Origin of the sequence: Paenibacillus sp. PK4536 (assembly GCF_028594455.2) — a bacterium.
Lineage (GTDB): Bacteria > Bacillota > Bacilli > Paenibacillales > Paenibacillaceae > Saccharibacillus > Saccharibacillus nuruki.
Genome location: NZ_CP126313.1, coordinates 132,724 through 159,585, shown reverse-complemented (window position 1 = coordinate 159,585; position 26,862 = coordinate 132,724). Strand labels below are relative to the sequence as shown.

Here is a 26,862-nt window from a genome sequence, read left to right as displayed (position 1 = left end):
GCACAGTACAGCTCGTAGTCGAACAGAGTTAAAGGAATGAACGGTGGCAAGTGAACCGTTCTGCTGTTCGTTTAAGGTAGATAGGATCTAAGGATCAGTAGGCTAAGGGGAGGGTAACTCGTTATGGCAACATCCAATATTATTGTCGTGGGCGGCGGTCTGGCTGGATTGATGTCTACTGTCAAAGCAGCAGAAGCAGGCGTTCATGTACATTTATTCTCATTGGTACCGGTCAAACGTTCACATTCCGTATGTGCGCAGGGCGGGATCAATGGAGCTGTAAATACAAAAGGTGAAGGCGATTCACCTTGGGTCCATTTTGATGACACTGTATATGGCGGTGACTTTCTAGCGAATCAGCCACCTGTCAAAGCAATGTGTGAAGCAGCACCTGGTATTATTCACTTGATGGATCGGATGGGCGTGATGTTCAACCGTACACCAGAAGGATTGCTTGATTTCCGTCGTTTTGGCGGAACGAAGTTTCACCGTACTGCTTATGCAGGTGCAACAACAGGTCAACAATTGTTGTATGCCCTTGATGAGCAAGTACGTCGCTGGGAAACCGCAGGTCTGGTAACCAAGCATGAGAACTGGGAATTCCTTTCTGCTGTATTGGATGATGAAGGCGCATGTCGTGGAATTTGTGCGCAAGATCTTCGCAATATGGAAGTGGTTACTTTTGCGGCTGATGCTGTTATTTTGGCAACAGGTGGCCCCGGTATTATTTTCGGTAAAACAACCAACTCGGTGATCAATACAGGAACAGCTGCAAGTGCTGTTTATCAACAAGGTGTACATTATGCGAACGGAGAATTTATTCAAATTCACCCAACAGCGATTCCGGGCGATGACAAATTGCGTCTGATGTCTGAATCTGCACGCGGTGAAGGTGGACGAATCTGGACGTATAAAGATGGTAAGCCGTGGTACTTCTTAGAAGAAAAATACCCATCCTATGGTAATCTCGTTCCCCGCGATATTGCAACACGTGAGATTTTCCAAGTGTGTGTGGATGAGAAATTGGGTATTAACGGTGAGAACATGGTATATCTGGATCTTTCTCATAAAGATCCAAAAGAACTGGATGTTAAATTAGGTGGAATTATCGAAATCTATGAGAAATTCATGGGCGATGATCCTCGTAAGATTCCGATGAAAATTTTCCCGGCAGTCCATTATTCAATGGGCGGTATGTGGGTAGATTATAATCAGATGACCAATATTCCAGGTCTATTCGCTGCTGGCGAATGCGAATACCAATATCATGGAGCAAATCGTCTAGGTGCTAACTCGTTAGTATCTGCGATTTACGGTGGTATGGTTGCAGGTCCAAAAGCAGTGGAATATATTAAAGGATTGAAAAAATCGGCTGCTGATATGCCAACAACGATGTACGATCAAGTTCGCAAACAGCAAGAAGATAAATATAATCACCTGATGAATATGCAAGGCAATGAAAATGCTTATGTTTTGCATAAAGAATTAGGCGAGTGGATGACTGATAATATGACAGTTGTTCGTTATAACGATAAGCTTCAAGCTACGATCAATAAGATCAAAGAGCTGAAGCAACGTTATACCAAAATCAATATGAATGATTCATCCAGTTGGAATAATCCTAGCGTAGCGTTTACCCGTCAATTGTGGAATATGCTTGAATTGTCTGAAGCAATGACACTTGGAGCATTAATGCGTGATGAGAGTCGTGGAGCTCACTATAAGCCTGAATTCCCAACACGTAATGATGAAGATTTCCTTAAAACGACGAAAGCGACATGGACACCAGATGGTCCACAGATTTCTTATGAAGATGTGGATGTATCCTTGATTCCACCGCGTATTCGTGATTATTCTAAAGATTAAGTCACCAAGACGGCATTCTCAAGTAAAGTGATTAATTTAAGGGGGCATTAGAAATGGCGGAAGTCTCAACACAGAGTCACCCAGCTAATGTAACGGCCAAAAAAAACGTCAAGTTTATTATTACCCGTCAGGATAAGCCGGATAGCCCATCATATACAGAAGAATTTGAATTACCTTATCGTCCAGGGATGAATGTCATCAGTGCGCTGATGGAGATTCAACGTAATCCTGTAGACAACACAGGTAAAGCAACAGCACCTGTTTGTTGGGAATCCAACTGTTTGGAAGAAGTATGTGGAGCTTGCTCGATGGTGATCAATGGTAAGCCACGCCAAGCATGTTCTGCTCTAGTTGATAAATTAGAGCAACCCGTTCATATCGCTCCAATGAAAACTTTCCCAGTGGTACGCGATCTTGTTATTGATCGTAGCCGTATGTTCGGCGCACTGAAAAAAGTAAAAGCATGGATTCCGATTGATGGTACGTATGATCTGGGTGCAGGACCACGTATGCCAGAGAAAAAACGTCAATGGGCATATGAATTGTCGAAATGTATGACTTGTGGCGTATGTCTGGAAGCTTGCCCGAATGTGAATGACAGAACAGACTTTATCGGTCCTGCGGCATTGTCTCAGGTTCGTCTGTTCAATGCTCATCCAACAGGTGAGATGAATAAAGAAGATCGTCTAGATGCATTGATGGAGCCGGGTGGTATTGAGGGATGCGGTAACTCGCAGAACTGTGTACGCTCTTGTCCAAAAGGTATTCCTTTGACAACTTCGATTGCTGAAATGAATAAAGACACATCCAAGCATATGTTCAAACGTTGGTTGGGTGTATAATAGTATAGTCGTATATACGATTATACCGGGTTGATAGTAAGCCACTAATCAGGCGGGTTCCGTGTAAAAGCGGAAACCCGCCTTTTATCTTGAGCCGGTGATCGATAGGAGTGATGTTGATGATCAGTGAAAGACCGATAAGTTATGATCAATTAGTCGATGAATTTAAAGCGTTAGGGATTACAGAAGGGATGAATATTCTAGTTCACTCTTCTTTGAAAAGTCTTGGAGGATGGATTCCCGGCAGTGCTGAAACCGTTATCTTAGCGTTAGAGGCTGTTTTGGGAGAGTCAGGTACATTAATTATGCCAACGCAGACTTCGCAATTAACCGATCCCAAAGGGTGGATGTATCCACCTGCTGAACAGCGTTGGTGGAATCTGATTCGTGACAGTATGCCGCCTTATGATCCTGATTTTACAGTGACGACAGGGATGGGTGTTATAGCGGAGACATTCCGTAAGCAAAAAGGAGTATATCGAAGTGCACATCCGCAAGTCTCTTTTGCAGCATGGGGCAAACATGCAGAAGAATGGATGAGCGATCACGATCTGGATTTTGGATTAGGAAGTCATTCTCCGTTGCAAGATTTATATAATGCAAATGGGTATATATTGATGTTGGGGACGACTTATCATACCAATACATCCATTCATTTAGCAGAATATTTTGCAGAATGGCATGGTAAAAAAGAGATTACGATGAAAGCACCGATGATGACAGATAACGGTAAACAGTGGGTGAAATTCAAAGATTTGAATTTTGACTCTGATGATTTCGATGAGATCGGAGCCGATTTTGAACAAGATTGCCCAAATTTATTTGTTCAAGGCACGATTGCCAAAGCGCAAACGAAGTTGATTCAGCAGCGTGGACTGGTCGATTATGCCGCAGGATGGTTGGAAACGCATCGTTAAGGATAAATAATGAATAATAGAAGTTACATCCTATAGAAATGACTGATATCGAAAGGGGTATACTTATGATTTGGAGAGAGAATGAAGATGCTTTTATTATGATTCGTCAACATGATCATGCGAAGCTATCAGGAGAATTTGCTCGTCATTGGAAGCCTGAATATATTGAACAAGATGAACGCTGGGATGAAGTGCTTATTGGCTGTGAACAACATGATCGTGGTTGGATTCCATTAGATGAAATTCCACTATGGGATGATGCGAAGCAAGTTCCATTTTCGTTTATGCATTTTCCAGAACCGGCGAAGCTGGTTTTTTACAGATATGGAATTAACGAATTGGAAAATATGACTCCGTACGGAGGAATGCTTGCCAGTTATCATTATGCCGCGCTAGTCGGTCATTATGGTGAAGAAGATCCATTTGGGATCGCTTTTGTGCAAGAAGAGAAAGAGCGTCAGGAACGGATCAAAGCACAGTTGAATCCTAACGAAAAAGCACTCAAATTTCACCGATCGATCTTGGAATTATGCGATGATCTTTCACTCTATGTCTGCTTGAATGATCCTGGAGTGAGCAAAGAAAATGAGCAAGAATGGTGGAAAGAAGGATTTGAAGTCGGGAAAAAGTTTGCGTTCACTAACGATCAAGCGATTATGCCACGGTGGGTAGATGAGCATAGTATTAGCCTTGCTCCATTTCCATTTGAAGCTCCTTTTGAATTGGAATTAATCTATCGCAAAGTTAGCAAAACACATATTCAACAATCCGGTCTAGCACAAGCTTTTGCCGATGCTGACAAACAAACGTGGACGATTACATTTGTTCCTGCTGAATCCTAATTGATGATCTATTGCTAGGGGTATCTCTTAATGATGAAGAAAGGATATATATCTATTAAGAGATACATTTTTACATATGTATTTGATTGTAAAAAGAGTAGTCCACTATCGTAAATTTGACGATAGCTGTTGGATTCGGCACAATAAACATAATATATTCAACCGCCTGAGGGCAGCCGAATCCAAAGGAGGAATTTTAGCCTGAATGCCTATTGCTCTTTATACACATTTTACAATCCGATAAGAATTCCTTTTTATTTTAAGCATAGATATGAAATTACACGTCGGCAATTTCTCAAGCGAGGTACGTTGGTCGTGGCTTCGCTTGGACTAGGAACAGCCGGATACAGCTGGCTAGGAGAACCCAACTGGTTAGATAAAGTCTATATTGATCTGGCATTACCTCAGCTTCCTCCAAGTCTAAATGGAATGAAATTGATCCAATTCAGCGATGTTCATTTAGGGATGGGAAAAGAAGCCGCCGATCTGGAAAAGTTAGCCGATATCATTATGGCGGAGAAACCAGATATGATCTGTTTTACTGGAGATATGGTAGATGATGATCCAAACCCTTTACGTGCAGGAGTAGGAGCGCTTCAGAAAATGTCTGCACCGTTAGGTAAATTTGCAGTTCTCGGTAATCATGATTATTTAAACGATGTACTGCTTGTTTCGGAGATGATGGAACAAGGCGGATTCACCATGTTAACCAACGAAAATATACAGATTAAGCGGCCAGACGGAACGCTTGCTATTATTGGTCTGGATGATCAGTTATTAGGAAAGCCGAATGTGAACAAAGCAACATCAGATATTGCTGAAGATGCTTGTCGCATTTTATTAATGCATGAACCGGATTATGCAGATAAGATTCCGATTAACTTTGGTTTTCATTTACAATTATCAGGTCATAGTCACGGCGGGCAGATTCGATTACCGTGGTTCGGCGCTGTGATTACTCCTCGTGGTTCACGTAAATATATTATGGGTTGGTATCAAGCAGGGCCACAGCGTCAGCTACCGCTCTATGTTAATCGGGGCATCGGAACGTCTCAAGTGCCTATTCGATTGATGTGTCGACCGGAATTAACGATATTTACGCTTAGACGAGCAGATCAATAAAGATAAGCAATAGTGGTTATTAAGCCAAGCGCTGAAAGAAAGGTATTTTGCAAGCAAAAATCATGATAGATTGAACTACATGATGGATTGAAGTAGAAGAAGTCGCACTTATCATGCCAAGCGCTAGGAGGAATGAAGGATGGAACGTATTGCTTTGGTGTCTGATATTCATGGTAATTATCCAGCATGGCAGGCGGTATTAGCAGATATTGATCAAAGAGGGATTAAGCGTATTTTTTGTCTTGGCGATCTAGTAGGTAAAGGACCAGATGCTGTCAAAATTACGGATGAAGTTGCGCAACGTTGTGAAGTGATTATTCGTGGCAATTGGGAAGAGCTTGTTGCTCGGATGAGCAGTGATGATGAATTATTTGGCTGGCAAGCTCAGCAATTGGGACCAGAGCGAGTCAAGTATTTGGAAGAATTACCATTTCGCCATGAATTTTTACTAAGTGGACGATGGGTATCGCTAGTCCATGCATCGCCTGAAAATGTATTTCATCGTGTACAACCATGGGATGATCTAGAACGCCGTTTAGGTATGTTTGCACCTGTGGTGAATCCAACGACGCAAGAATCCATTATTCCCGATATCGTAGGCTATGGAGATATCCATAATGCATATATGCAACATCTAGAAGGTCGACTATTATTTAATACAGGGAGTGTAGGGAATCCACTAGATATACCCGCAGCTTCTTATGCGATTCTAGAAGGGGAATATTTATCGGAAGAGATAGCTCCTTATTCGTTACAATTTGCTCGTGTGCCGTATGATATCGAGCAAGCGGTACAAGATGCCCGTGATGCGAATATTCCAGCACTGGATTACTATATCAAAGAACTACGCACCGGCGTATACCGTGCGATGCAGCAAGACTAACTATAGGAGGAATGGCGATGTTGAGTAAACAGGATTTGAAAAAGGGCTTTCCTGATCTGTATACAGATCGACTCAAATTACGCCGTCTAACTGCACAGGATGTGGAGATCTGGTGGGAATGTGCCAGTGATCCACAAGTGATGAAATATTTGTACGGAGCGAAAGAGAGCAAGGAATATCAGTCATTACAGCCAGATCGTCTGGGGCGCAGAGTCGAAGAAGCTTTTCGCAGTCTCAGCTCGATGCATTTTGCAATCACATCCAAAGACGATGGTACTTTATACGGCGTGTGTTCTTTTCAACGATGGGATGAACGGGCAGCACGGGCAGAGATCGGCTTTGCTCTTTGTCGTAGTCATTGGGGAAGAGGATATGCTGCTGAAGCGTCCAGTCGCATGGTTGATTTTGGCTTTGAAGATATGGGTCTATCGCATATTGTGGGGCGTTGTCATGCAGATAATGCACTCTCTCAACGGGTGCTTGAGAAAAATGGAATGCGTCCACAACAACCATCTTCTAATGCAGGGATTCAGAGCTACTGGGAAGAGATGGGCATTATGATTTATTCTATCGCTCATACGGAATACTTGTTGCGCAAAGAACGTGCCGCTTCTCATACACACAGTCAGGAAAGAAGCGGAGGCGCTTCCTCTTCATGAACGGACAACAGTGGTTCACCCGTCCGCTTGGTATTTGGAGCAGTTCACTGATCGCTACCATTTTGTGGGGGAGTGCACTGCCTTTTATCAAGTTAAGTTATGCTCATCTGGGGATACAAAGTCATGATATTTTTGCGCAATGGTTATTTGCAGGATATCGCTTTACACTGGCAGGGCTATTGTTGATGGTATTAGCCAAAATCTTAAATCCCAAAGGGCAACCGATTCCTCATATTCCGGCTAAGCGATTAATCAGCCTGTCAATGTTTCAGACATTATTACAGTATATTTTTGTATATGCAGCACTTGGCTTGGGATCAGGCATGACGATGTCGATTATTGCTGGCTCTGTATCGCTATTTCAAATGTTATCGATTCGTTGGATTGATCAGACCGAACGATTATCGATGCGCAAATGGTTCGGGTTGTTGCTAGGATTTACAGGGATTGCGGTCATGGGCTTTGGGCAAAGTGGAGGCAATGTACATTTTGGTTTTGGACTGGGTGAACTGCTGATGTTACTGTCTGCTCTGACAGGAGGCTGGGGGAATGTGCTAGCACGCCGTGAAGCAGGGATTGAACCTGTACTGAGTCTTACCGGTCGTCAGATGTTCTGGGGCGGTCTAGGCTTGGTTGTCATCGGTTCCTTAACAGGACATCCTTTTCCTTTTCACTGGGATCTAGCGGCTGTAGGGATGCTTCTATACCTTGTCGTACTCTCTGCTGGAGCATTCGCTCTCTGGAATACAGTGATGAAATACAATAAAGTAGGCAAAGTGTCGATGTATCTATTTTTAACGCCATTATTTGGAGTGGTGTTATCGGCTCTCTGGTTAGATGAAAAGTTATCGATCTGGGCGGCGCTTGCTCTAATCTTAGTAGCAAGCGGTATTATATTGGTCAATCGAGAACGTGTTGTACATAAAGAGTAAGATTTTGTTATACAACTGCAATCGTGTTGCAACTCAATCTCAATAGAGAAAAGGTAAGATTGTTCTCAAGACCCCCTTTTTGAATATATGATGGACCTGCGTGAGTGCAGGTCTCTTTTTTTGCGCTTTTATATTATTATCCCGCCGAATAAAAACAAAAACTAAAGAAATACATAACAAAAACTCCAATCTTTATACTGGATATACTACTTGTACGGCTAAGCGGCATATAGCAAAAGATTGGAGTAAGTTGAAAATCTATCGGACATGTACAGTTATCATTTAATATCTATACATTCCCTGTTTAAAAAAGATAATCAAAAATGGCTATAAAAATGAATTGAAAATATTTAAAGCGCTACAGCATGACGTTGCTTTTGCTTATAATAAACCCATTCAGTAAAGCCAATCTCACGCAATTTTTGAGCGACTTTATCAATATCATCACCCACACGCTGAGGGATATGCGAATCAGAGCCAAATGAAATATCGACGCCAAAATGATGAGCACGCTCTAGAATTTCATCAACAGGATGCCAGAGTCCACAGACTTTGATCTTCCCGGAGGTATTCACTTCAATCGCTACACCGCATTCGGCAATCACTTGTAATGTACGGTCGATCGCTTGTGGAGCTTCAATTTGAGTAAAGTCAGGATAATTGCTTTTCATTGCATCGATATGTCCAAGAATCTGGAACATGCCACTACGTGCAGATTCAGCGATCATTCGGAAGTATTCTTCTTTGGTCGCAATCTGATCGGCGGAATTCATGCCTTTCCAACGAGAACGATCGAAAATGCTATAACCACTACTATAATGAACCGAACCGATAATATAATCAAAAGGATATTGAGACAAAATGTCTTGATATAATTTGGCGTAATCAGGGAAATAATCGGATTCGATTCCTAATAACACATCAATTTTGCCTTCGTATTCTTTTTTGAGATCCAATACTTCTTGTACATAATGTTGAAGCTCGCTTTTGCCCATAGCAGTCTGCGGGAAAGCTTGTTCTTTGTCACTGCCGAAAAAAGGGGTATGATCTGAAATTCCGATCACCTGAATATCCGCAGCAATCGCAGCTTCAATATAATCACGGATATCGCCATCCGCATGTCCACAACGATAATGGTGGGTATGAAGATCAAATTTCATAAAAATCGCTCCTTATGTGCTTGGCAGTATAAGCGCAATTTCGTATAGTGAATCAAAAATGATTTTTGCAAAGCAAAATATCTTACTCTGTACTGATAAATTGATCGGCTGGCATGCCTTTGAGATCATCTAGAAATTGACGCATGGCTGAGTTCAAATATCGACCTGATTTATAAATTAGACCTACAGGATGACTTACCTCGAATTCTGGCATTGGAATCATCACCAGTGTACCATGACGCAATTCACTGGTAATTGATTGTCTGGAGATAATCGCGACACCAAGATCAATCTCAACCATCCGTTTTACTTCTTCACTACTAGACAGCTCCATTACAATCTGAGGTTCAATCCCATGTTCTTTGAATACTTCATCTACAAATCGGCGACCTACCGTATCTGGAGATAACATAATAAGAGGTAACTGTTGTAGATCTTGAATATGTGCTTTTTTGGTACGAGCTAAAGGATGCTGTGGAGAAACGACTAACTCAAACATATCATAATACAAAATCGAAGTATTCAAATTCGGATTGCGTTCGATCAGGTAGCTGATGCCTACATCAACCAGACCATTTTCCACACTATGATAAACCTGTGAAGAAGACATGGAATGAATCATCGTCTGAATCAGTGGAAATTGATCCTGAAAATACGAAAGCACTCTCGGTAAAATTTGAATTGCAATCGAAGTTGGAGTGCCAAGCGTAATCCGCCCTTGCGGAGTCTCATCCAAGTCGGATAACCGCTGTTTTAATTGTTCAACAATCGCTAACATCTGTTCAGCATGCTCTAAAAAAACAACACCCTGATCGGTTAATGTAACCGGTTGGTTACGATCGACCAGTACCGTTTTGAATTCATCTTCCAGACTTTTGATCTGAGCAGATACCGCAGGTTGAGTCAGATTAAGTAGTTCTCCTGCTTTACGGAAGCTCATTGTCCTCGAAATGGTCAATAAGGTTTCCAATTGACTGATATTCATGAGTTCCTCCTTATGTATGCCAAATTGTTAAATACTTGCCTAACCGATGAAGTATTCAACAATCGATACCTATTTTAAATTATAGGGGATTACACAAAAAGCATCAATGTACTAAGAAATGTTTAAAATCTATTCATATAAAATGTACATAAATCAGTGCTTGCGACCGATAATAGATAAAGACAGTTAAAAAGACCTAAGATCCATAAAAAAGAGCAACAAATTTACTAGAAAATGTCGATTCATAAGATTATTAGTAGTAGATTTACAAAAAATATTAAAAAATGGAATATACAGCAATGATTCTAGATGATTTGAACTAGGTTATAAGGTATAATATCCATTAACATCATAGGTCAAAAGTTGTATTTAAATATGAACCCAATTGTAAAGGGGAGTAAACGAATTATGAAAGCGGAAGTAATCAATCCATTTTTGGAAGCTGCTCGACTCGTCATTGGACAAGTAGTACAAGTGGCTCCTTCTACAGGAAGCCTTGGTATCAAGGATATGGAACTAGTAGACGGTTATATCTGGATTCAAATCGGAATGACCGGGCAAATGAGTGGTGATATTATGTTCGGAATTGAAGAAGCTGTAGCTTTACGTATGGTTTCAGCAATGATGGGCGGCTTTGTCATTACAGAAATGGATGAGATGAGCCAAAGTGCTATTTCAGAGTTAGGTAACATGATTAGTGGTAATGCAAGTACCATTTTGTCTAATCAAGGCGTTACAGTAGACATTACACCTCCAAAGGTAATGAAGACTAGTGCCATGACTGGATTTGTGTCCACCAAAGCATTAACAATTCCTTTGTTAATGGATGGAATCGGAGAACTCGATATTCAAGTAATGATCTCTTAATCGGGAAGCTATTCAAGTACGATCTCTTATCTTTACAAGAGAATCAGAAAACCTCTTTGACCATAGTCACTATGGTTAAAGAGGTTTTTTGGTATGGGAGTATAAAAAGGTGTAACAACGGATAACATAGGCTATATGGCGTTAAGAGCTCACTTTTTTACCTTCACCACTCAATATTTTCAAAATATCATTCTCATATGCCAAAATATAATGGAGCTTATAAGAACTGTAGACAGTACCAGAATCTTTGCGCTCTTCGGCGGTGATCTCTACAGTGACTTTCACCTGTTCTCCGTCTTTGGTGGCAATAATCGAATCCATAGAGACAGCCCCTGTATTTATATATCCTTGCCGAAAATCAGCATAAGATAGATTACTTTGCCAGCGACTACCCAGTAAAGAATACGCAGTTACATAATCTTGCATACTTAGACTTTCATAAAAGTAACTGACTATATACTGCGCTTCATCTTGGACAGAAGGCATCTCATCATCGACATTTTCAGAAGATGCAGAAGTAGTTGGTACATCTTTCATTGGGGTTTTAGACCAGTTTTGTACGGTTTTTTGGATCTCGGCTACTGGAATACTAAATCCAATCGTATTGGATTCACTTGCCATCGCTGAGTTGATGCCCAGTACTTCACCGGTGTCTGCATGAATCAGTGGGCCTCCGCTATTACCGGGAGCGATAGGTGCAGAGATTTGATACAGATTGGTATACACATAAGGATCGATCGTAAAGTCACGTCCAACTCCGCTAATAATGCCTGTAGTGATCGTATTTTGTAAGCCAAGCGGGCTACCCAGTGCCAGTACATTATCGCCTACATCCGCCGAACCTTTTTGAGCTAGTTTTAAAGGTTCAGTGCCTACCAGTTCTGGTACACGAACCACTGCAATATCCGTATCTGTTCCGATACCAATCACTTTGCCTGTTAGTGTGCGAGCATCTGCTGTTTTGACTTTAACATTCAGCGCCCCTGCCACGACATGCGCATTAGTAATAACATCTCCCTGATCGTTATACAGAAATCCTGATCCTAGTGATCCATCTTCCAATTCAATCATCACTACTTTTTTCTGAGTGTTAAAAATAACATCTTTCAGTGTCGAAGTGCCTGTGTTTGTTTGACTGGCTGTTTGGGCAGTCGTACTCGCTAACAAAGGCTTGTTCGGTAATTGAGTAGGCACTGTACGATTGATATACGAGAAGGAACCTATACCTGCTGCTATAATCACGACACTGGCAATACTGCTAAATATCCATGCTTTATTCATATAGGCTCCTCCTTATTCCAGATACCATGTTATATTATCAATCTGTACAGTTACTTCTTCATACCAATCATATTCATAAGCACTGTAAGATCCGGTTGCACCGGGTTCTAGATCGTAAGGTTCTACTGACGCTGAAGAAGAGAATAGATAATTGCCTGCCGCATCATAACCGGAATAATAGACAGTGATTGAATAGATCGGTTTGGTGGCTACATTTTTAACTTCGCCATAGATTTCAATATCACCGTATTCATTCAGTTGTGTATCTACATTCAATAATTCTACGCCGGCTGTTCGGTTTTTCAAATCTTCTTCTTCGGCTTGTTGAATCGCTCGTTCAATACGCTGTTTTTCAGCCAGTTCAAAAGCTTCTTTTTCAGAAGTGATACGTTTTTGTAAGGATAACAATTTTTCGTCTTTGCTAGAATATTGTAGCCCTGCTTTGACGGCTGCTGTCGCTTGACTAAAATCATTCTGTTGGAGAAGTTTTTCAGCATTTTTCATGCTGATCGTGATGATTTTGTTAATAATCAGTTGATGTACTTCTTTGGCTTCTTGATTGTTCAGTCGATCCACTTCGTCTAGCTTGTATGCCAGCGCATCAATCGTATCTAATTGATCCAATTCTTTTTTCACTTTGAGGACAGCTAACAAATCTTGATTGCGATTAGCTAGTGTTTTTTCTTGCTCAAATATAGATTCTTTACGAGTATCTAAGGCTTTTTGTAAAGTGATTAATGATTTCTCAGCGGGTTCAAGTTGATTTTGTTTAAGGTTAGAAGAGACCGTTTCCAATTTAGTATGAATACGATTCGCTGTCTCAATCATAGTCTGATCTTTTGTTAATACAGCATAGGTGGGTCGTAATGTAGTCGCTTGCGTGATTTTGGCAAGAGCTGGTTCATATTGCCCTTTCAATGCCAGTTGACTGGCTTCTTGATGCAATTGAGTGACTTGTACATTGATATCTTGTTGATGTTGATACCACCAAAATAAAGTGCCTGCAATCCCCAGCAAAAGTACAGTCGGTATAATCCATGTAAGATGACGGGCTGGAGAAGTAGACCGATAGGGTGGTGATCCTGATGGTGGTAGAGATACAGTCGATGATGCAGGTTCTGCGCGATGAATCGGTTTATTAGCAATAGGAAGAGTAGGTTCGGAATCGGTATGATTTGAAGATTGATCAGAACGAAGTTGATCTAAATAATCGACAGGAGTCTGCTCTTTATCTATCTCCTGCTCACTCGGTACTGTGGATTCGGATTGTGTCTGAAGCTTGGCTCCGCATTGACTGCAAAAAACAGCATGATCCGGCTGATTTGCCCCACAATGATTACAATACATATATAACCCCTCCTCAGCGCTTGGCAGTATAAGCGCAACTTCTTCTAGTACAATCAAAAATGATTTTTGCCAAGCAAAATATCTTACATCCAGCGCTTGGCAGTATAAGCGCGACTTCTTCTAGTACAGTCAAAAGTGATTTTTGCCAAGCAAAATATCTTGCATCCAGCGCTTGGCAGTATAAGCGCGACTTCTTCTAGTAGAATCAAAAATGATTTTTGCCAAGCAAAATATCTCACATCCAGCGCTTGGCAGTATAAGCGCGACTTCTTCTAGTACAGTCAAAAATGATTTTGCCAAGCAAAATATCTTACATTCAGCGCTTGGCAGTATAAGCGCGACTTCTTCTAGTACAGTCAAAAATGATTTTTGCCAAGCAAAATATCTTACCTTCCAGCGCTTGGCAGTATTATCACAACATCTTCCATCACTAAGATAATCGCCAAATAACTGACTAAAATATAACATGTTTTCTTGATGTTTAGGAAATAATTTCCTATAAGTAAATCAATAGATCTTTAGATGATTTGGCAGTTCAGACGGATCAAAGTATAATGAAAAAGAATTTTGTAAAGTCTTACCATCAAGACATGCAGGAGGAGGAACATGGCAAAGCAAGCGAACAATTCGATACCTGTACTGATCTACCGTTATCAAGGGCCCAAAAGAAATATAGGATTTCATTTATCCCCTTTTAACAAGGAAGAAAATCAAACAGAGATTTCATTCAAAGATATGTTGTTTATATATAATGAAGATTTTAATTATATTCGTCCGTTATTGGACAAACGATTTCCAATGATACATCCATACACGATGGAAACGATGAATCAATTCGATCCATGTTGGGATAATCCTATTGGTAAAGAAATATGGATGGATATCTTAGCAGAATTGCAACAACAGAATGGGGAAGAGGAAGAACTACAGCTGTTTTTGCAACAATTTCATACATGGATTAGTGAACGGTTACAGTCAGCAGAGGGTATAGAGGTTACTGGTAATTTATAGATTTCGGGTTGGTGATAAAAGGGAGGAATGCAGTATGTTTACTGCGACAATATGGTAAAACTTGCGAATAAAGTTGTTCTTATCACAGGTGCTTCTAGCGGGCTAGGTGCAGGAGTTGCTTCATTATTAGTCGAAAAAGGAGCGATTCCGATTCTGACAGCACGTTCTGAAGATAAGCTTCAGACGTTATCCAGACAATTGAAAGGTGAGCATCAGATTATTCGAATGGATGTTCAGCAAGATGAGGATGTGAAGCGTGTAGTCGTACAAGTCATTAAGCAATACGGTAAGATCGATATTTTGCTTAATAACGCTGGCTACGGACAATTCAAAACGATAGCTGAAATGCCGATCGAAGATTACCAAACGATGATCGATGTCAATTATCTAGGTATTGTACGTTGTACACAAGCCGTGCTTCCTCATATGTTAGCCGCAGGTACAGGACAGATTGTGAATATCGCTTCACTGGCGGGTAAATTCCCGACAGCCAAATCGACCTCGTATACAGCAACTAAGCATGCGGTGTTCGGATTTACCAATGCCTTGCGACAAGAATTAAGAGAAACGAAGATCAAAATTTCGTCTATTAATCCAGGGCCGATTGCGACAGCCTTTTTTGATCGTGCAGATCCTTCAGGGGATTATGTCAAAAATGTGAGCCAATTTATGATGACAACAGATAAAGTTTCTCGGGATATTGTGAAAGTGATGGAAAAGCGCAAAGAAGAACTGGATTTACCACGAATAGCGATTCCTGCTATGCGTATATACGGACTTTTTCCACGATTTATTGATCGGTTAACATATCGTTTGTTTGATCGAAAATAAAAGCATTCCACACTAAAAAGAGTGATCCAGCCGGTTCGCATAGAACCGGTTTTTGGTGCGTTATGATTATATTTGGTGTCCTCTCTGTTTTCGCATATAATAGTAGAGTGTTGTACTCTGTCTGTTTACAATGTTTTAGAATATAAACAAGTGTTGAATAGTTTGTACTTATGAAATGATTCAAGGGCTTGAAAGGATGAAATGTATGGAATCAAATGTGAATTTTCTCGGACTAGGCATCCATGAATGGTTGAACGATGTGCTGGAACGTTATGGAATTACGGAGCCGTCTCCGGTACAAGCGGAGGCTATTCCTCATTTGCTTGAAGGAAAAGATGCTATCGCTCAATCGCAAACAGGTAGTGGTAAAACACTGGCTTATTTGTTACCTGTGTTACAACAGGTCGATCCAGAGCGCAAGCAATTACAAGCGATGATCTTAGCGCCTACGCAAGAATTAGCAATGCAGATCGTACGTGAAAGTGAACGTTATGGAGCAGAACATGGCATTATGACATTGGGTCTGATCGGTGGAGCAGCAATGAAGCGCCAGATCGAGAAGCTCAAACGTCATCCGCAAATCGTTGTCGGTACACCTGGACGGATTAGTGAATTGATCAATCTACGCAAGTTAAAAATGCACCTCGTGAACACGCTGATTGTCGATGAAGTCGATCAAGTGATTGGACTTGGTGGTGGCGGAGATGTGAAGAAAATTATCCGCAGTACACGCAAAGATCGTCAACTGGTGTTTTTATCCGCTACAGTGAACGAAGAGATTTTGACACTAGCGAATCGTGAAATGAATGACTTGCTCGAAATCGGTATCGAACCAGATACACGTACATCCGCAGGGATTGAACATGTGTATTTTGTAGCTGAAGAACGAGATAAGTTAGAAATTCTACGACGTGTATTACGCCATTACAATTCTCCACGTTCACTGGTATTCGTGAACGATACCAATGATATTGCAGAAGTGGAAGCGAAGCTGAACCATCTGGGTCTATCTGCGCGCGTATTGTATGGAGATGCGAACAAGGTAACTCGTAGTACGGTATTGTCTCAATTTAGAGAAGGCAAAATCAAAGTGCTTGTCGCTTCAGATGTAGCGGCGCGAGGACTGGATATTGAAGGCTTGAATCTGGTCGTTAGTCTTGATCCTGCGTTTGACACTGATCATTATGTACATCGTAGTGGACGTACAGGACGTATGGGTAAACAAGGGGTAGCGGCTTCGATTATTACCGAACGTGAACGGTTTATTATGCGTAAATTTGCCGATGCCCTTCATATTGATCTGCAAGAGCATGTATTAAAAGGTGGAGCTGTACTGACACTGGAGCAACAACAAGAACGTGAAGAATCGTATCGTGCTTCGCGTGCAGAAGCAGCGGCAGCTCGTTCTGTTCGCCCTACGTCTACACCAGCGGTCAAAAAAGAAACCAAATCTGCTGAACCTCGTTCATCGGTGGAATCTCCTGTGACGACAGAATCGAATATGAATAGCAGTACACCAACAGCTCGCCCGGCAGAGCGTTCACCTAAACCGAGAACAGCGCCACCTGCGGCTAAAGTGAATCCGAAAACAGATAAAAAGAAACGCAAACCAAAAGTAGATACCAAAAGTAAAGGTGCACCGAAATGGTTAAAAGAAAAACGGGCTGCATCTCAAGACGAAAAGTGAGGTAACAATAATGGAACAGGTAGCTATACTTAACGTGGATCACCTGAGTGGTGGATACAGTCGTGGTAAGCCTGTCCTGCATGATATCAGCTTTGAAGTCGGTCGCGGTGAGATGATTGGACTGATTGGTCTGAATGGTGCAGGAAAAAGCACAACCATGAAGCATATTTTGGGATTGATGACGCCGCAACAAGGTGAGATTCGGATTCAAGGTTCTACACTGGCAAAAGAAACCGAGCAGTACCGTGCTTCACTTGCTTTTGTACCGGAATCTCCGCAATTGTACGAAGAAATGACGGTGCGTGAACATCTTGAATTTACCGCTCGTGCGTATAATGTGAGCCAAGCGGATTATGAAGAACGTTCCGCTCATTTGATCAAGTTGTTTAATATGGGAGACAAAGAAGATAGTCTGTCGATGCATTTGTCTAAAGGAATGAAGCAGAAAGTCATGATTATGTGTGCTTTTGTAGCGGCTCCTCCATTGTATGTGATTGATGAACCTTTTCTGGGACTTGATCCGCTGGGGATTCGTTCATTGCTTGATTTTATGGTACAGACCAAAGAAAGTGGATCATCGATCTTGCTGAGTTCACATATTTTGTCCACTATCGAAAATTATTGTGATCGATTTATTGTGTTGCACAAAGGAAAAGTGATTATTCAAGGGACATTAGAGCAGATTCGTGAGCAGACGGGTCAGCAGAACGTACCACTCGAACAGATTTTCTATGATCTGGTTCAGGATGGACTGTAATTATGAATGATCTGCTCAAGTTACGTCAGCAGAGGCAACAAGCTTTTTGGGGAGAAGTGCTTCCTTATTTACGCTATGTGATGCAAAGCGGACTCGCAATCGTCACTTTTTTTCTGCTCATTGTATTTGCAGCATGGTATACCACGTTTTTGCAAAATGTACCTCAAGGTCTGCCTGTACACTGGATATTACTGATTTTATTTACACCATTAGCGATTTACGGCAGTGTGCGTACGTATATGCGGACAGCAGATATTGTCTTTATGTTGCCACTCGAAGTGCGAATGCGTGAATACTTTGCTCCAGCATGGCGTAGTAGTGTGATTGGGAAAACGATCTGGTTGTTGATTCTAGCACTGGTCGCTTTTCCGTTCTATGTCCGAGCAGACATGAATGCCAAGTCGTTAAGTCTACTTGTGATTGTGCTAATTATTGCCAAATTGCTCGGTAGTTATGGAAGCTGGCAAGAATTGCGTATGAATACAGCGGCTGCTCGCGTCGGTTATCGTCTATTGCGTTATGTATTGATTATCGGATTACTGGCGGCATTTCTCTGGTTGCCACTAATGACCGCACTGATCGCAGTCGTCGTGATCGCTCTCGTCTATATCGTGCTATTGCGTATTCCTGGCAAAGCATCGGTACCCTGGGAACGATTGATTGCGACTGAAAAAAATCATGCCGCAGGCGTGATGCGTCTACTTGGTTGGTTTGTCGATGTACCGAATGGGGAGCGTAAAGTCAGCCATCGTCGCTGGTTATCTTTTGTCGGGAATCGAGTACCCTGGGTGCCTGCCAAATCATTCCGTTTTCTCGTTTCCAAAACATTAGTGCGCGGAGAATTATTACCGATCTTAATCCGCTTTGTGATTATCGGTGTGGTATTTGTTTTGATCACTCGTGAATCGTGGTTCGGGATTGTTGTCTATCTGCTGTTTATTCTATTAGCAGGTATGCAGATGACCAGTTTGCGTAAGCAACATACCGATACGCTCTGGTTGTCGATCTATCCAATTCCACCTGAATCGCAACGTCTGGAAACGGTGAAATTGATCACACAGACACAAGTATGGATCACGCTTCTACTGTGGTTGCCACTTGCAAGCGCAGGCGATCCGATGCGTATGATTCTTACATTTATCGCAGGCTTAGTAGCTGTCTGGCTTTATCGCCGTTCACTAAATCGCAAATGGCTTAAAGATATTGAAGCTGAAGCCGAATTTGATTAACATTCAGTGCTTGTCACTATAAGCAAGACTTCTTCTGATACAGTAAAAAGTGATTTTTGTCAGAAGAAATATCTTATATCGAACTTTCTTCCACGATTATTAATAATCATCTAATGATATGATTTCTATCTAAAACCTGTTGTTCGATCTGCTACTCTTCATGTGGTGGATCAGGATCAACAGGTTTTTTTGCAATGAATGTCAATTGAATTATCCAGAATTGTAAATTCCAGAAAAAAACAGTATATTCAATAAAGCCTATCATGTATCGAACGGGTAAAATTGCTGACTACAGGTGGTGTACTATGATCCCAAAAATCAACGAAGTGGATATTGATAATTTACAAACATTGGTCGAAAAAATAAGCGAAGTGATGGATACCCCTGTAACGATAGAAGATGCAGAACATCGCCTACTGGCATATAGTTCTCATGATCCTAATTCCGATCCTGCACGCATTGCTACGATCGTGGGCCGCAAAGTTCCAGCAGATGTGGTGCAAGCCTTGTACGAATCAGGAGCTATGCAACAACTACTAGACACATGGGAACCGGTACATGTTCAGGGGATGAGTCAGGTTGGTCTCAATAATCGAATGGCAATCGCAATCCGACACTATGATGAAGTGATCGGTTATATCTGGTTGCTTGAAAATAACGGTTCGTTTACCCCCGAGCAAATCCAACAATTAAAATATAGTGCTAACCTCGCCGCATCCAAAATGATTCAAATGCAAAAGCGTAAACAAAGTATCGACTTTTTCAATCGTTTATTAAAAGGTCGGTTTACTTCAGAACAAGAAGCTCTCATCCAAGCCCGTGAAGTCGGTATTCAAATGCCTGCGTATTCATACATTCTTATGATCGAACAAGAGGATGGCGCACCAATAAACGATTGGTTAGAAAAAGCATCTCAAGCCGCTACCGAACATGCTGTACGCATCGTTCTTCACGTACGGGAACAACATCGATTGATTCTATTATGTAGTACAGCCAAAACAGCTCTTTCAGTTCTTTCTGTCGAAAAAACGATTATTCCGTTAGTAAATCGTCTCTATACCTTACTGCCACATTCTTCTATTGAGTATGGAGCAGGTAGTGTGGTGCAATCATTGCTAGAGATTAGTCGTAGTTATAACGAAGCACAGCATCTATTGATGTTACACCGCCGATTACCTGAGACATCTTCGATCTTATATTATCCGCAGGCAGGGTTTTACCGTTATCTGTATGCAATGAAGCAAGAAGCCGAGCAATTTCCAGCTTATACTTCGCCACTGGATACGCTAGCCGCTTATGATCAAGAGCATCATAGTCACTTACTGCATACATTAGCTGTATTTCTAGATCACAATAGTGATGCCAAATTAGCCGCACAACAATTGCATGTGCATACCAACACCTTGAATTATCGACTTAAACGAATCGCTGAAGTAGGCAAGATCGATCTGAACAGTATGGCGCAAAAAGTAACTTTATATTTGGAAATCAAGCTTTTGCTATTAGAAGAATCTCAATAAGGGTATATATGTAGTATAAAGATTGTCTTATCATGTAAAATTCCTGATCAATTTTTTAGTATTATTGCTTATTGAAAATGATCGTGTTAGATTATATAACATATAAGATAATCTTTTGTATTTTTACACAAACTAAAACCTTCAAATTTGGGGAATTAGACGATTACATGACATTTTATCTATCCTATAATGATGAGGTAGAGCAAGCACGTACCTTAAAGGAGGAACTGGCATGAGAATTGGAGTCCCGAAAGAAATTAAAAATAACGAGAATCGGGTAGCCATCACCCCTGCGGGTGTAGCGACATTGAGCGGAGCAGGGCACGAGGTCTATATTCAATCTGGAGCAGGCACAGGTAGTGGATTTACCGATAGTGTCTACGAACAAGCAGGAGCACAGATGCTGGACGAAGCTTCTCAAGTGTGGGCTACCGCAGATATGGTGTTGAAGGTGAAAGAACCGTTACCCTCCGAATATGGTTATTTTCGTGAAGGCTTAATTCTATTCACGTATCTCCATCTTGCCGCAGAACCGAAGCTGGCTGCTGCTCTAATTGAGCACAAAGTGATCGGGATTGCTTATGAGACGGTAGAAGTGAACCGTACCTTACCGTTACTCACGCCAATGAGCGAAGTGGCTGGACGTATGGCAAGTCAGATCGGTGCACAGTTCCTTGAAAGTCCTCATGGAGGAAAAGGTATTTTGCTCAGTGGTGTACCGGGTGTGAAAAAAGGAAAAGTGACGATTATCGGCGGTGGAGTTGTTGGAACTAATGCCGCTAAAATGGCGATTGGCTTGGGAGCCGATGTGACCATTATGGACTTGAATCCAGACCGATTGCGTCAATTAGAAGATATCTTTGGATCATCAATTCAGACGTTAATCTCCAACCCGTACAATATTGCAGAAGCGGTAGCCGCTTCGGATCTAGTAATTGGAGCCGTATTGATTCCTGGAGCCAAAGCACCAAAATTGGTAACCGAAGCGATGGTACAATCCATGTCGCCTAGCTCTGTGATTGTTGACGTAGCGATCGATCAAGGCGGCATTGTCGAGACGATTGACCGGATCACCACGCATAACGAACCGACCTATATGAAGCATGGCGTGGTACACTATGCAGTAGCCAATATGCCGGGTGCTGTGCCTAGAACATCGACGATGGCACTAACGAATGCAACGTTACCTTATGTTGTACAGATTGCGAATCAAGGATTGAGAGTAGCCTTGGAAAGTAATCCTGCTTTGAAATTAGGAGTGAACACAGCAGCGGGACGTATGACGTATGCGGCGGTGGCGAGAGATTTGGGATATACGCATGTGGATGTGAATGAAGCGTTGGTGGAGACTTTTGCGGCGTTGAGTTGAGGGTTGGATAAACAAAAAAGAGTTACCGCAAGGAAGATGCGGTAACTCTTTTTGCGATTAGCTAGTTGTGTTTAATTTAGTTGTAGATATCTAACTTCTATACAACAATAAATATTCAATATGTTCCATTTGCGAAAAAGAAAAGAAGAGTATATTGAATTATACATTTGTAGAATCCTAAGTTAACACTCCAAGCAGATAAGACCAGTCTTTAGGCTCAGTCACAATTTCAAAAAGTAAACCAACTATTACTACACCAATCCCCGCAAATACATTGACTTTTTTCTCACTGATTTTTGTTTTCTCAAATAGAAATATTAGCGCTACCATAAATAACATATAAGATACATTTTTAGCACTATCATTCCAGACAAGACCTACATAATGGGACAAGAATAAGGCTATCCCCAAAGATAGAACGATTAATGGAATACGCAGTTTCATTAATAAAGACCTCCTTCAATTGGGATATATCTAGTTATAGTATTCAAAGTTATCTTAAACTAAATGTATGCGATTTTTGCATAAATAAATAGGCTTGCTCACTCTGTAGTATATGATGATTATAAGGTATTCAGCCAATCCTATTGAATATATATCCTCAACTACAGAAAGGATAAAAAATCATGAGCAGTCTGTTAGAAAGTATCTACTATGGCAACTTACGTCCCGATGAAAAAGCTGTATCTCAGAGCGCAGAATATACACAGATCAGTGAGCAAATATCAGCAAAAATGGCAGAGTGGAAAGTGAAGCTTTCTCCAGAAGAATGGCTAGAACTGGAAACCATGTGGGACTTGTATTACCAGTTAAATAGTATGGATCGTGCAGGTTCGTTTACATATGGATTTCGTTTAGGTGGAGAATTGATAATAGACATGTTAAAAGGAGAACGTTAAGATCAGTACAGATTAAATAATAGTAGAGGAGTATGTATATTTTTTATATAGAATTACATATTTTCTAAGCATCTGGTGCAAGTCGCTAGATGCTTTTTTATCGTCCTCATGCATTACATATCTAAAATTTAAAATAAATATTGACAGTAATCGTTTTCAAAATCTATAGTTATCAAACAGTCGTTTAAAACGATTGTTTAAATCCACAAAATAAAGTAAACGGTAGACATAGCCGATACAGGGGGAAATATGAAATCTATTTTTGCAGCATTTATGAAGTTACCTACAACCAAAGTAGGGATTGCCACAGCGATTTTGTTTCAGCTTATTTTTACAATTATATGGATGACAGGCTATCACGGGATTACAGATCGGTTGGATCAATTGAAGGTAGCGGTTGTTAATGAAGATACAGTGTACGGAGAGCAGTTGATTACTAATCTACAATCTTCACTACCTGTTGGCGTGCACACAGGCATGACGTTAGCTGAAGCTCAGCAACAATTGCAACAACGTGATGTACAGATGATTATTGAGATTCCAGCTGATTTTTCATCAACTGTACAATCTCAGACTCCTGCGCAATTGCATTATTTTATCAATGAATCCAATCCAATTATGATCAAAAATATGATGACTTCGATTGCAGACAAAGTGACAGCAACTGTTAATCGAGCGGCTGTTGAAAGTGGGCTTAAAGGTGTATTTGCTGGACAACTTTCTGATGATCAAGCACAAACAGCAGCAACGATGATGTCTCAGCGTGTTGTCTCGGATATTCAATCAGTTAATCCTGTACAAGGCATGAATAACCAGATGGTTCCAATGATGATGATCCTAGCTTCTTATGTAGGGGCAATGATTATGGGACAGAATTTCCAAATTTCATCCAAAGCACTGGCAAGTCGATTCGGACGTTGGTCACGCATGTCTGTGCGATTGTTAGTTACCGCAGGTGCTTCGATTGTGGTATCACTGGTAGGGACTTCTCTCGTCGCCTTGTTCGGTGGGCAATTGGGGCATGGGTTTATGGCGTTATGGGGTTTCCAAGCGCTATTCTTATTAACATTTATGCTGGTTGCACAGATGTTTTTATTTGTATTTGATATGGCAGGAATGTTATTTAATATTTTGATTTTGTCCGTACAATTGGTGTCTTCGGGAGCGATGATGCCGCGCGAATTACTACCTGACTTTTACCAGTGGATCGGGTCTGTTTTTCCAGCGACCTATGCTGTACAAGGGTTAATGAATCTATTATTCGGTGGCACCGGTGTAGGCAAAGATTGTCTGGCACTTATACTGATTATGGTCTTTGCTCTTATTGTGATTGCTATTGCAACGTCATTACGCAAAGATAAGATGCCTGTCTCACCATTGGTAGCGGTCGCCGAATCTTGATGGTATTATAGAGAGAATATGAGCTGGAAATCGTTAACATTGCAGAGTGTTATTGCAAATGGATTTATTTTCGGCTTTAAGGAATTAGAGGCAGGGAAGTGAACGTGGTGGATAAAGGTGAAGACCATGTTAAAATGCGAATTTTACAAGCAACCAAAAAATTAGCAGCAACTAAAGGATTTGAAGCGACTTCGGTACGAGAAATCTGCAAAGAAGCAAATGCGAATATCTCTCTAGTGTCCTACTATTATGGTGGGAAAGAGCCTTTATTCGAAGCGATGTTGCAGGAATTTATCCCGATTCCTGTATTTTCAGAACAGCTTCGCCATGAAGAAATGAATCCGATTCAAGGTATGAAGCGATTGATTGAACAGATGTATCGCTTTTGTAAATCTGATCCTGAGATTTCGGATATTGTACATCAGGAATTTACGTTACATTCGGAGCGGATCGATATCATTCAAAAGTATACTCTTCCGGTATGGTTGTTACTTCGCCATTACCTAGAAGCAGGTCGGGAACAAGGTGTATTCCATTTTCATTCGCTAGATCATACCTTTTTGCAGGTAATGGGCAGTATTTTATTTGGCAGTAATGAAGCCAAGTCATTAACGATAGTAACATTATTAGATATTCAGCTTGTAGAACAAGGCGATCCGCTAGAAGAACTGATTGTTTATATTCTGCGTGGATTAGGTTGTACGGTTGAACAGATCGATAATAAGTAAGTTGCCAAATGTGAAAAAACTCAAGTTGTTGTGTGACTGAGGCTGTTATTTTTAAAGTTATTCTATAGTGAAGCCAGAATTTATTTTATCTTTGGATACCACGAAGATAAGATCATATTCTGGCTTTTTCTTTCTGAACTAAGTGTTACATAAAATAACATAAATAGCTATTTAAGCTTTATTTATAAAGGTATTAAATGATTATGTGCAATAAGCTCACATTAATAAAAGAGTAGTGAGGTCTTATAAAATAATAACCTTTTAATTCATAAATCAGTTAAAAAGAATAAAATAAGTATTGATAACCTAAAATTTCACAGTATAATAAGCATAAATCAGTTAATAATCAATATTAATTATATTATTTGGAATAAGAAGAAATAAATTCTAATTGAATAATATAATGGATATCGTTATACTGATGTAAGAAATAAGCAACATAGTTAATTTAATGTGTTACTAAAGTTAACATTATTAAAGGGGGATTATGATGAGAAGCAAGTGGAGTGGGTTGATGGTCGCAGCATTGATTACAGGATTACTAGCAGGGTGTGGAAATGGAGCAACAAGTTCTTCGGGTTCAGCTGGTGGTTCGACTGCAAGCACAGGTGATAAAGTGATCAAAATTGCTACGCAATCCCCATTGTCCGGTGGTAGCTCTATCCAAGGCGAAGCGATTAAGCTGGGCGCTCAGATGTCGATGGAAGATCACAAAGAAGAGTTTACCAAATTAGGATACTCGCTTGAATTGGTTCCTTATGATGATCAAGGTGATCCTAAAAAAGGGGTAGCCAATGCTGAATTGATCGGTGCAGATCAACAAGTACTGGGCGTTATTGGACATTTGAACTCCGGTGTATCTATCCCTTCTTCGGTTGTCTACGAAAAATACAACATTCCGATGATCTCCCCTGCAAGTACCGCTACAGAACTTACAGATCGCAAACTCAAAGTGGTAAATCGTGTTGTGGCACGTGATGATTTTCAAGGCCCTGCGGCAGCTGAGTATGCTGTCAAAACAGTAGGTGCCAAAAACATTTTTATTATACAGGACAAAACAGCTTACGGTCAGGGATTGGCGGAAGCTTTTCGTGATGCCGCTCAAGCGCAAGGAGCAACTATTTCAGGCTATGAAGGAATCACCGTCGGTGAAAAAGATTTCAACGGTGTACTTAATATTGCGGCTACCCAAAAGCCCGATTTTATATTTTTCGGTGGATTGTATGCAGAAGCAGGTCTATTGATTAAGCAAGCACGAGATAAAGGGATTATGGCTCCTATTATGGGCGGAGATGCGCTGGATTCTTCAGGGTTAGTGGATATTGCTGGCGCAGATGTTAAAGGGGCATTGTACAGTTCAGTAGCAGGAGATATCAGTAAATTGCCAGATGGACAAGAATGGACAGCACGTTATAAAGAAGCTTTTGGTAAAAATCCAGAAGGGTACTCTGTCTATGCTTATGATTCGATGACGGTCATGTTAGATGCAATCAAAACAGCGATGGGTTCAGGAACAGAAGCGCCTGCTCGTGATGCGGTACGAGATGCTGTGCGTGCGACCAAAGATTTTGAAGGTGTTGCGACTAAAGTGAGCTTTGATGATATTGGAGACAATGCATATGCGAAAGTCTTTATTTACAAATTCGCAGATGCCACGTATCCGGGGTCACTGGAAGCAGAGATTGCTCAACCTGCCAAATAAGAACTTTGATGTACACCAAAAGCCA

General features: G+C 41.0%; 26 protein-coding genes. 21 read left to right on the top strand and 5 right to left on the bottom strand.

Features of this window, described 5'->3' with window-relative positions; genetic code table 11:
* Positions 1 to 123 precede the first annotated feature (123 nt).
* From sdhA to PO903_RS00735, 8 genes are all read left to right on the top strand, one after another.
* Complete coding sequence (sdhA, locus tag PO903_RS00770) at positions 124 to 1,866, top strand: succinate dehydrogenase flavoprotein subunit (protein ID WP_069326243.1); 1,743 nt, start codon at positions 124 to 126, stop codon at positions 1,864 to 1,866.
* 53 nt (positions 1,867 to 1,919) lie between these two features.
* Complete coding sequence (sdhB, locus tag PO903_RS00765) at positions 1,920 to 2,708, top strand: succinate dehydrogenase iron-sulfur subunit (protein WP_069326244.1); 789 nt, start codon at positions 1,920 to 1,922, stop codon at positions 2,706 to 2,708.
* Between the two features lie 119 nt (positions 2,709 to 2,827).
* On the top strand, positions 2,828 to 3,625 hold the full coding sequence (locus PO903_RS00760; protein WP_273592380.1) for an AAC(3) family N-acetyltransferase: 798 nt from the start codon (positions 2,828 to 2,830) through the stop codon (positions 3,623 to 3,625).
* Positions 3,626 to 3,690: 65 nt separating this feature from the next.
* On the top strand, positions 3,691 to 4,467 hold the full coding sequence (locus tag PO903_RS00755; RefSeq protein ID WP_161594271.1) for a DUF3891 family protein: 777 nt from the start codon (positions 3,691 to 3,693) through the stop codon (positions 4,465 to 4,467).
* Between the two features lie 156 nt (positions 4,468 to 4,623).
* On the top strand, positions 4,624 to 5,589 hold the full coding sequence (locus PO903_RS00750; RefSeq protein ID WP_350339082.1) for a metallophosphoesterase: 966 nt from the start codon (positions 4,624 to 4,626) through the stop codon (positions 5,587 to 5,589).
* Between the two features lie 139 nt (positions 5,590 to 5,728).
* On the top strand, positions 5,729 to 6,472 hold the full coding sequence (locus PO903_RS00745; protein ID WP_273592378.1) for a metallophosphoesterase family protein: 744 nt from the start codon (positions 5,729 to 5,731) through the stop codon (positions 6,470 to 6,472).
* Positions 6,473 to 6,489: 17 nt separating this feature from the next.
* Positions 6,490 to 7,131, top strand: a complete 642-nt coding sequence (locus tag PO903_RS00740; RefSeq protein WP_069326249.1) for a GNAT family N-acetyltransferase — start codon at positions 6,490 to 6,492, stop codon at positions 7,129 to 7,131.
* Positions 7,128 to 8,063, top strand: a complete 936-nt coding sequence (locus PO903_RS00735; protein WP_273592377.1) for a DMT family transporter — start codon at positions 7,128 to 7,130, stop codon at positions 8,061 to 8,063. The genes PO903_RS00740 and PO903_RS00735 overlap by 4 nt, the downstream gene beginning before the upstream one ends.
* 350 nt (positions 8,064 to 8,413) lie before the next feature.
* Here PO903_RS00735 and PO903_RS00730 read toward each other — a convergent pair whose 3' ends face one another.
* Both PO903_RS00730 and PO903_RS00725 read right to left on the bottom strand, forming a co-directional pair.
* Entirely contained in the window at positions 8,414 to 9,223 is an 810-nt protein-coding gene (locus tag PO903_RS00730; protein WP_069326251.1) for a histidinol-phosphatase, read from the bottom strand.
* Between the two features lie 82 nt (positions 9,224 to 9,305).
* Positions 9,306 to 10,208 carry a LysR family transcriptional regulator gene (locus PO903_RS00725; RefSeq protein WP_069326252.1) on the bottom strand — a complete coding sequence of 301 codons (903 nt, stop codon included), beginning with the start codon at positions 10,206 to 10,208 and terminating at the stop codon, positions 9,306 to 9,308.
* A 408-nt stretch (positions 10,209 to 10,616) separates the two neighbouring features.
* Here PO903_RS00725 and PO903_RS00720 point away from each other — a divergent pair, with 408 nt between their 5' ends.
* Complete coding sequence (locus tag PO903_RS00720; RefSeq protein WP_069326253.1) at positions 10,617 to 11,075, top strand: chemotaxis protein CheX; 459 nt, start codon at positions 10,617 to 10,619, stop codon at positions 11,073 to 11,075.
* Between the two features lie 141 nt (positions 11,076 to 11,216).
* Here PO903_RS00720 and PO903_RS00715 read toward each other — a convergent pair whose 3' ends face one another.
* Both PO903_RS00715 and PO903_RS00710 read right to left on the bottom strand, forming a co-directional pair.
* Positions 11,217 to 12,356, bottom strand: coding sequence for a S1C family serine protease (locus tag PO903_RS00715; RefSeq protein WP_273592376.1), 1,140 nt, complete (start codon positions 12,354 to 12,356; stop codon positions 11,217 to 11,219).
* A 12-nt stretch (positions 12,357 to 12,368) separates the two neighbouring features.
* Positions 12,369 to 13,703: an FxLYD domain-containing protein gene (locus PO903_RS00710; protein WP_273592375.1), complete on the bottom strand. Its 1,335-nt coding sequence runs from the start codon at positions 13,701 to 13,703 to the stop codon at positions 12,369 to 12,371.
* 211 nt (positions 13,704 to 13,914) lie between these two features.
* On the opposite strand from PO903_RS00710, the gene PO903_RS00705 reads away from it, so the two are divergent.
* The 8 genes from PO903_RS00705 to ald all read left to right on the top strand — a co-directional run bounded on the left by PO903_RS00705 (position 13,915) and on the right by ald (position 22,107).
* On the top strand, positions 13,915 to 14,142 hold the full coding sequence (locus PO903_RS00705; protein ID WP_273592374.1) for a hypothetical protein: 228 nt from the start codon (positions 13,915 to 13,917) through the stop codon (positions 14,140 to 14,142).
* Positions 14,143 to 14,309: 167 nt separating this feature from the next.
* Positions 14,310 to 14,714 carry a hypothetical protein gene (locus tag PO903_RS00700; RefSeq protein WP_273592373.1) on the top strand — a complete coding sequence of 135 codons (405 nt, stop codon included), beginning with the start codon at positions 14,310 to 14,312 and terminating at the stop codon, positions 14,712 to 14,714.
* Between the two features lie 51 nt (positions 14,715 to 14,765).
* On the top strand, positions 14,766 to 15,545 hold the full coding sequence (locus PO903_RS00695; RefSeq protein ID WP_273594605.1) for an SDR family NAD(P)-dependent oxidoreductase: 780 nt from the start codon (positions 14,766 to 14,768) through the stop codon (positions 15,543 to 15,545).
* Positions 15,546 to 15,750: 205 nt separating this feature from the next.
* On the top strand, positions 15,751 to 17,232 hold the full coding sequence (locus PO903_RS00690; RefSeq protein WP_069326258.1) for a DEAD/DEAH box helicase: 1,482 nt from the start codon (positions 15,751 to 15,753) through the stop codon (positions 17,230 to 17,232).
* 10 nt (positions 17,233 to 17,242) lie between these two features.
* The gene (locus PO903_RS00685; protein ID WP_069326259.1) at positions 17,243 to 17,989 is read left to right on the top strand and encodes an ABC transporter ATP-binding protein; all 747 of its coding nucleotides are present in this window, start codon (positions 17,243 to 17,245) and stop codon (positions 17,987 to 17,989) included.
* Positions 17,990 to 17,991: 2 nt separating this feature from the next.
* On the top strand, positions 17,992 to 19,218 hold the full coding sequence (locus tag PO903_RS00680) for an ABC transporter permease (protein WP_137223727.1): 1,227 nt from the start codon (positions 17,992 to 17,994) through the stop codon (positions 19,216 to 19,218).
* A 305-nt stretch (positions 19,219 to 19,523) separates the two neighbouring features.
* Positions 19,524 to 20,738 carry a PucR family transcriptional regulator gene (locus PO903_RS00675; RefSeq protein WP_273592372.1) on the top strand — a complete coding sequence of 405 codons (1,215 nt, stop codon included), beginning with the start codon at positions 19,524 to 19,526 and terminating at the stop codon, positions 20,736 to 20,738.
* Positions 20,739 to 20,970: 232 nt separating this feature from the next.
* Positions 20,971 to 22,107 carry an alanine dehydrogenase gene (gene ald / locus PO903_RS00670; RefSeq protein ID WP_069326263.1) on the top strand — a complete coding sequence of 379 codons (1,137 nt, stop codon included), beginning with the start codon at positions 20,971 to 20,973 and terminating at the stop codon, positions 22,105 to 22,107.
* Positions 22,108 to 22,284: 177 nt separating this feature from the next.
* On the opposite strand, the gene PO903_RS00665 is transcribed toward ald, so the two are convergent.
* A complete protein-coding gene (locus PO903_RS00665; protein WP_273592371.1) occupies positions 22,285 to 22,551 on the bottom strand; it encodes a hypothetical protein in 267 nt (88 codons plus the stop codon).
* A 182-nt stretch (positions 22,552 to 22,733) separates the two neighbouring features.
* Between PO903_RS00665 and PO903_RS00660 the strand changes: the two genes are divergently transcribed.
* From PO903_RS00660 to PO903_RS00645, 4 genes are all read left to right on the top strand, one after another.
* Complete coding sequence (locus PO903_RS00660) at positions 22,734 to 23,006, top strand: DUF6809 family protein (protein WP_273592370.1); 273 nt, start codon at positions 22,734 to 22,736, stop codon at positions 23,004 to 23,006.
* A 249-nt stretch (positions 23,007 to 23,255) separates the two neighbouring features.
* Positions 23,256 to 24,407, top strand: coding sequence for a YhgE/Pip domain-containing protein (locus tag PO903_RS00655; RefSeq protein ID WP_273592369.1), 1,152 nt, complete (start codon positions 23,256 to 23,258; stop codon positions 24,405 to 24,407).
* A 107-nt stretch (positions 24,408 to 24,514) separates the two neighbouring features.
* Positions 24,515 to 25,135 (top strand): TetR/AcrR family transcriptional regulator, encoded by a 621-nt coding sequence (locus PO903_RS00650; RefSeq protein WP_069326267.1) that lies wholly within the window; start codon positions 24,515 to 24,517, stop codon positions 25,133 to 25,135.
* Positions 25,136 to 25,625: 490 nt separating this feature from the next.
* Positions 25,626 to 26,837: a branched-chain amino acid ABC transporter substrate-binding protein gene (locus PO903_RS00645; RefSeq protein ID WP_273592368.1), complete on the top strand. Its 1,212-nt coding sequence runs from the start codon at positions 25,626 to 25,628 to the stop codon at positions 26,835 to 26,837.
* The last annotated feature ends 25 nt before the right edge of the window (positions 26,838 to 26,862 follow it).

Bases quoted from the DNA above. Each gene is read 5' to 3' on its own strand.
- sdhA (WP_069326243.1), top strand. From the start codon at position 124: ATGGCAACATCCAATATTATTGTCGTGGGCGGCGGTCTGGCTGGATTG.
- sdhB (WP_069326244.1), top strand. From the start codon at position 1,920: ATGGCGGAAGTCTCAACACAGAGTCACCCAGCTAATGTAACGGCCAAA.
- PO903_RS00760 (WP_273592380.1), top strand. From the start codon at position 2,828: ATGATCAGTGAAAGACCGATAAGTTATGATCAATTAGTCGATGAATTT.
- PO903_RS00755 (WP_161594271.1), top strand. From the start codon at position 3,691: ATGATTTGGAGAGAGAATGAAGATGCTTTTATTATGATTCGTCAACAT.
- PO903_RS00745 (WP_273592378.1), top strand. From the start codon at position 5,729: ATGGAACGTATTGCTTTGGTGTCTGATATTCATGGTAATTATCCAGCA.
- PO903_RS00740 (WP_069326249.1), top strand. From the start codon at position 6,490: ATGTTGAGTAAACAGGATTTGAAAAAGGGCTTTCCTGATCTGTATACA.
- PO903_RS00735 (WP_273592377.1), top strand. From the start codon at position 7,128: ATGAACGGACAACAGTGGTTCACCCGTCCGCTTGGTATTTGGAGCAGT.
- PO903_RS00730 (WP_069326251.1), bottom strand. From the start codon at position 9,223: ATGAAATTTGATCTTCATACCCACCATTATCGTTGTGGACATGCGGAT.
- PO903_RS00725 (WP_069326252.1), bottom strand. From the start codon at position 10,208: ATGAATATCAGTCAATTGGAAACCTTATTGACCATTTCGAGGACAATG.
- PO903_RS00720 (WP_069326253.1), top strand. From the start codon at position 10,617: ATGAAAGCGGAAGTAATCAATCCATTTTTGGAAGCTGCTCGACTCGTC.
- PO903_RS00715 (WP_273592376.1), bottom strand. From the start codon at position 12,356: ATGAATAAAGCATGGATATTTAGCAGTATTGCCAGTGTCGTGATTATA.
- PO903_RS00710 (WP_273592375.1), bottom strand. From the start codon at position 13,703: ATGTATTGTAATCATTGTGGGGCAAATCAGCCGGATCATGCTGTTTTT.
- PO903_RS00705 (WP_273592374.1), top strand. From the start codon at position 13,915: ATGATTTTTGCCAAGCAAAATATCTCACATCCAGCGCTTGGCAGTATA.
- PO903_RS00700 (WP_273592373.1), top strand. From the start codon at position 14,310: ATGGCAAAGCAAGCGAACAATTCGATACCTGTACTGATCTACCGTTAT.
- PO903_RS00695 (WP_273594605.1), top strand. From the start codon at position 14,766: ATGGTAAAACTTGCGAATAAAGTTGTTCTTATCACAGGTGCTTCTAGC.
- PO903_RS00690 (WP_069326258.1), top strand. From the start codon at position 15,751: ATGGAATCAAATGTGAATTTTCTCGGACTAGGCATCCATGAATGGTTG.
- PO903_RS00685 (WP_069326259.1), top strand. From the start codon at position 17,243: ATGGAACAGGTAGCTATACTTAACGTGGATCACCTGAGTGGTGGATAC.
- PO903_RS00680 (WP_137223727.1), top strand. From the start codon at position 17,992: ATGAATGATCTGCTCAAGTTACGTCAGCAGAGGCAACAAGCTTTTTGG.
- PO903_RS00675 (WP_273592372.1), top strand. From the start codon at position 19,524: ATGATCCCAAAAATCAACGAAGTGGATATTGATAATTTACAAACATTG.
- ald (WP_069326263.1), top strand. From the start codon at position 20,971: ATGAGAATTGGAGTCCCGAAAGAAATTAAAAATAACGAGAATCGGGTA.
- PO903_RS00665 (WP_273592371.1), bottom strand. From the start codon at position 22,551: ATGAAACTGCGTATTCCATTAATCGTTCTATCTTTGGGGATAGCCTTA.
- PO903_RS00660 (WP_273592370.1), top strand. From the start codon at position 22,734: ATGAGCAGTCTGTTAGAAAGTATCTACTATGGCAACTTACGTCCCGAT.
- PO903_RS00655 (WP_273592369.1), top strand. From the start codon at position 23,256: ATGAAATCTATTTTTGCAGCATTTATGAAGTTACCTACAACCAAAGTA.
- PO903_RS00645 (WP_273592368.1), top strand. From the start codon at position 25,626: ATGAGAAGCAAGTGGAGTGGGTTGATGGTCGCAGCATTGATTACAGGA.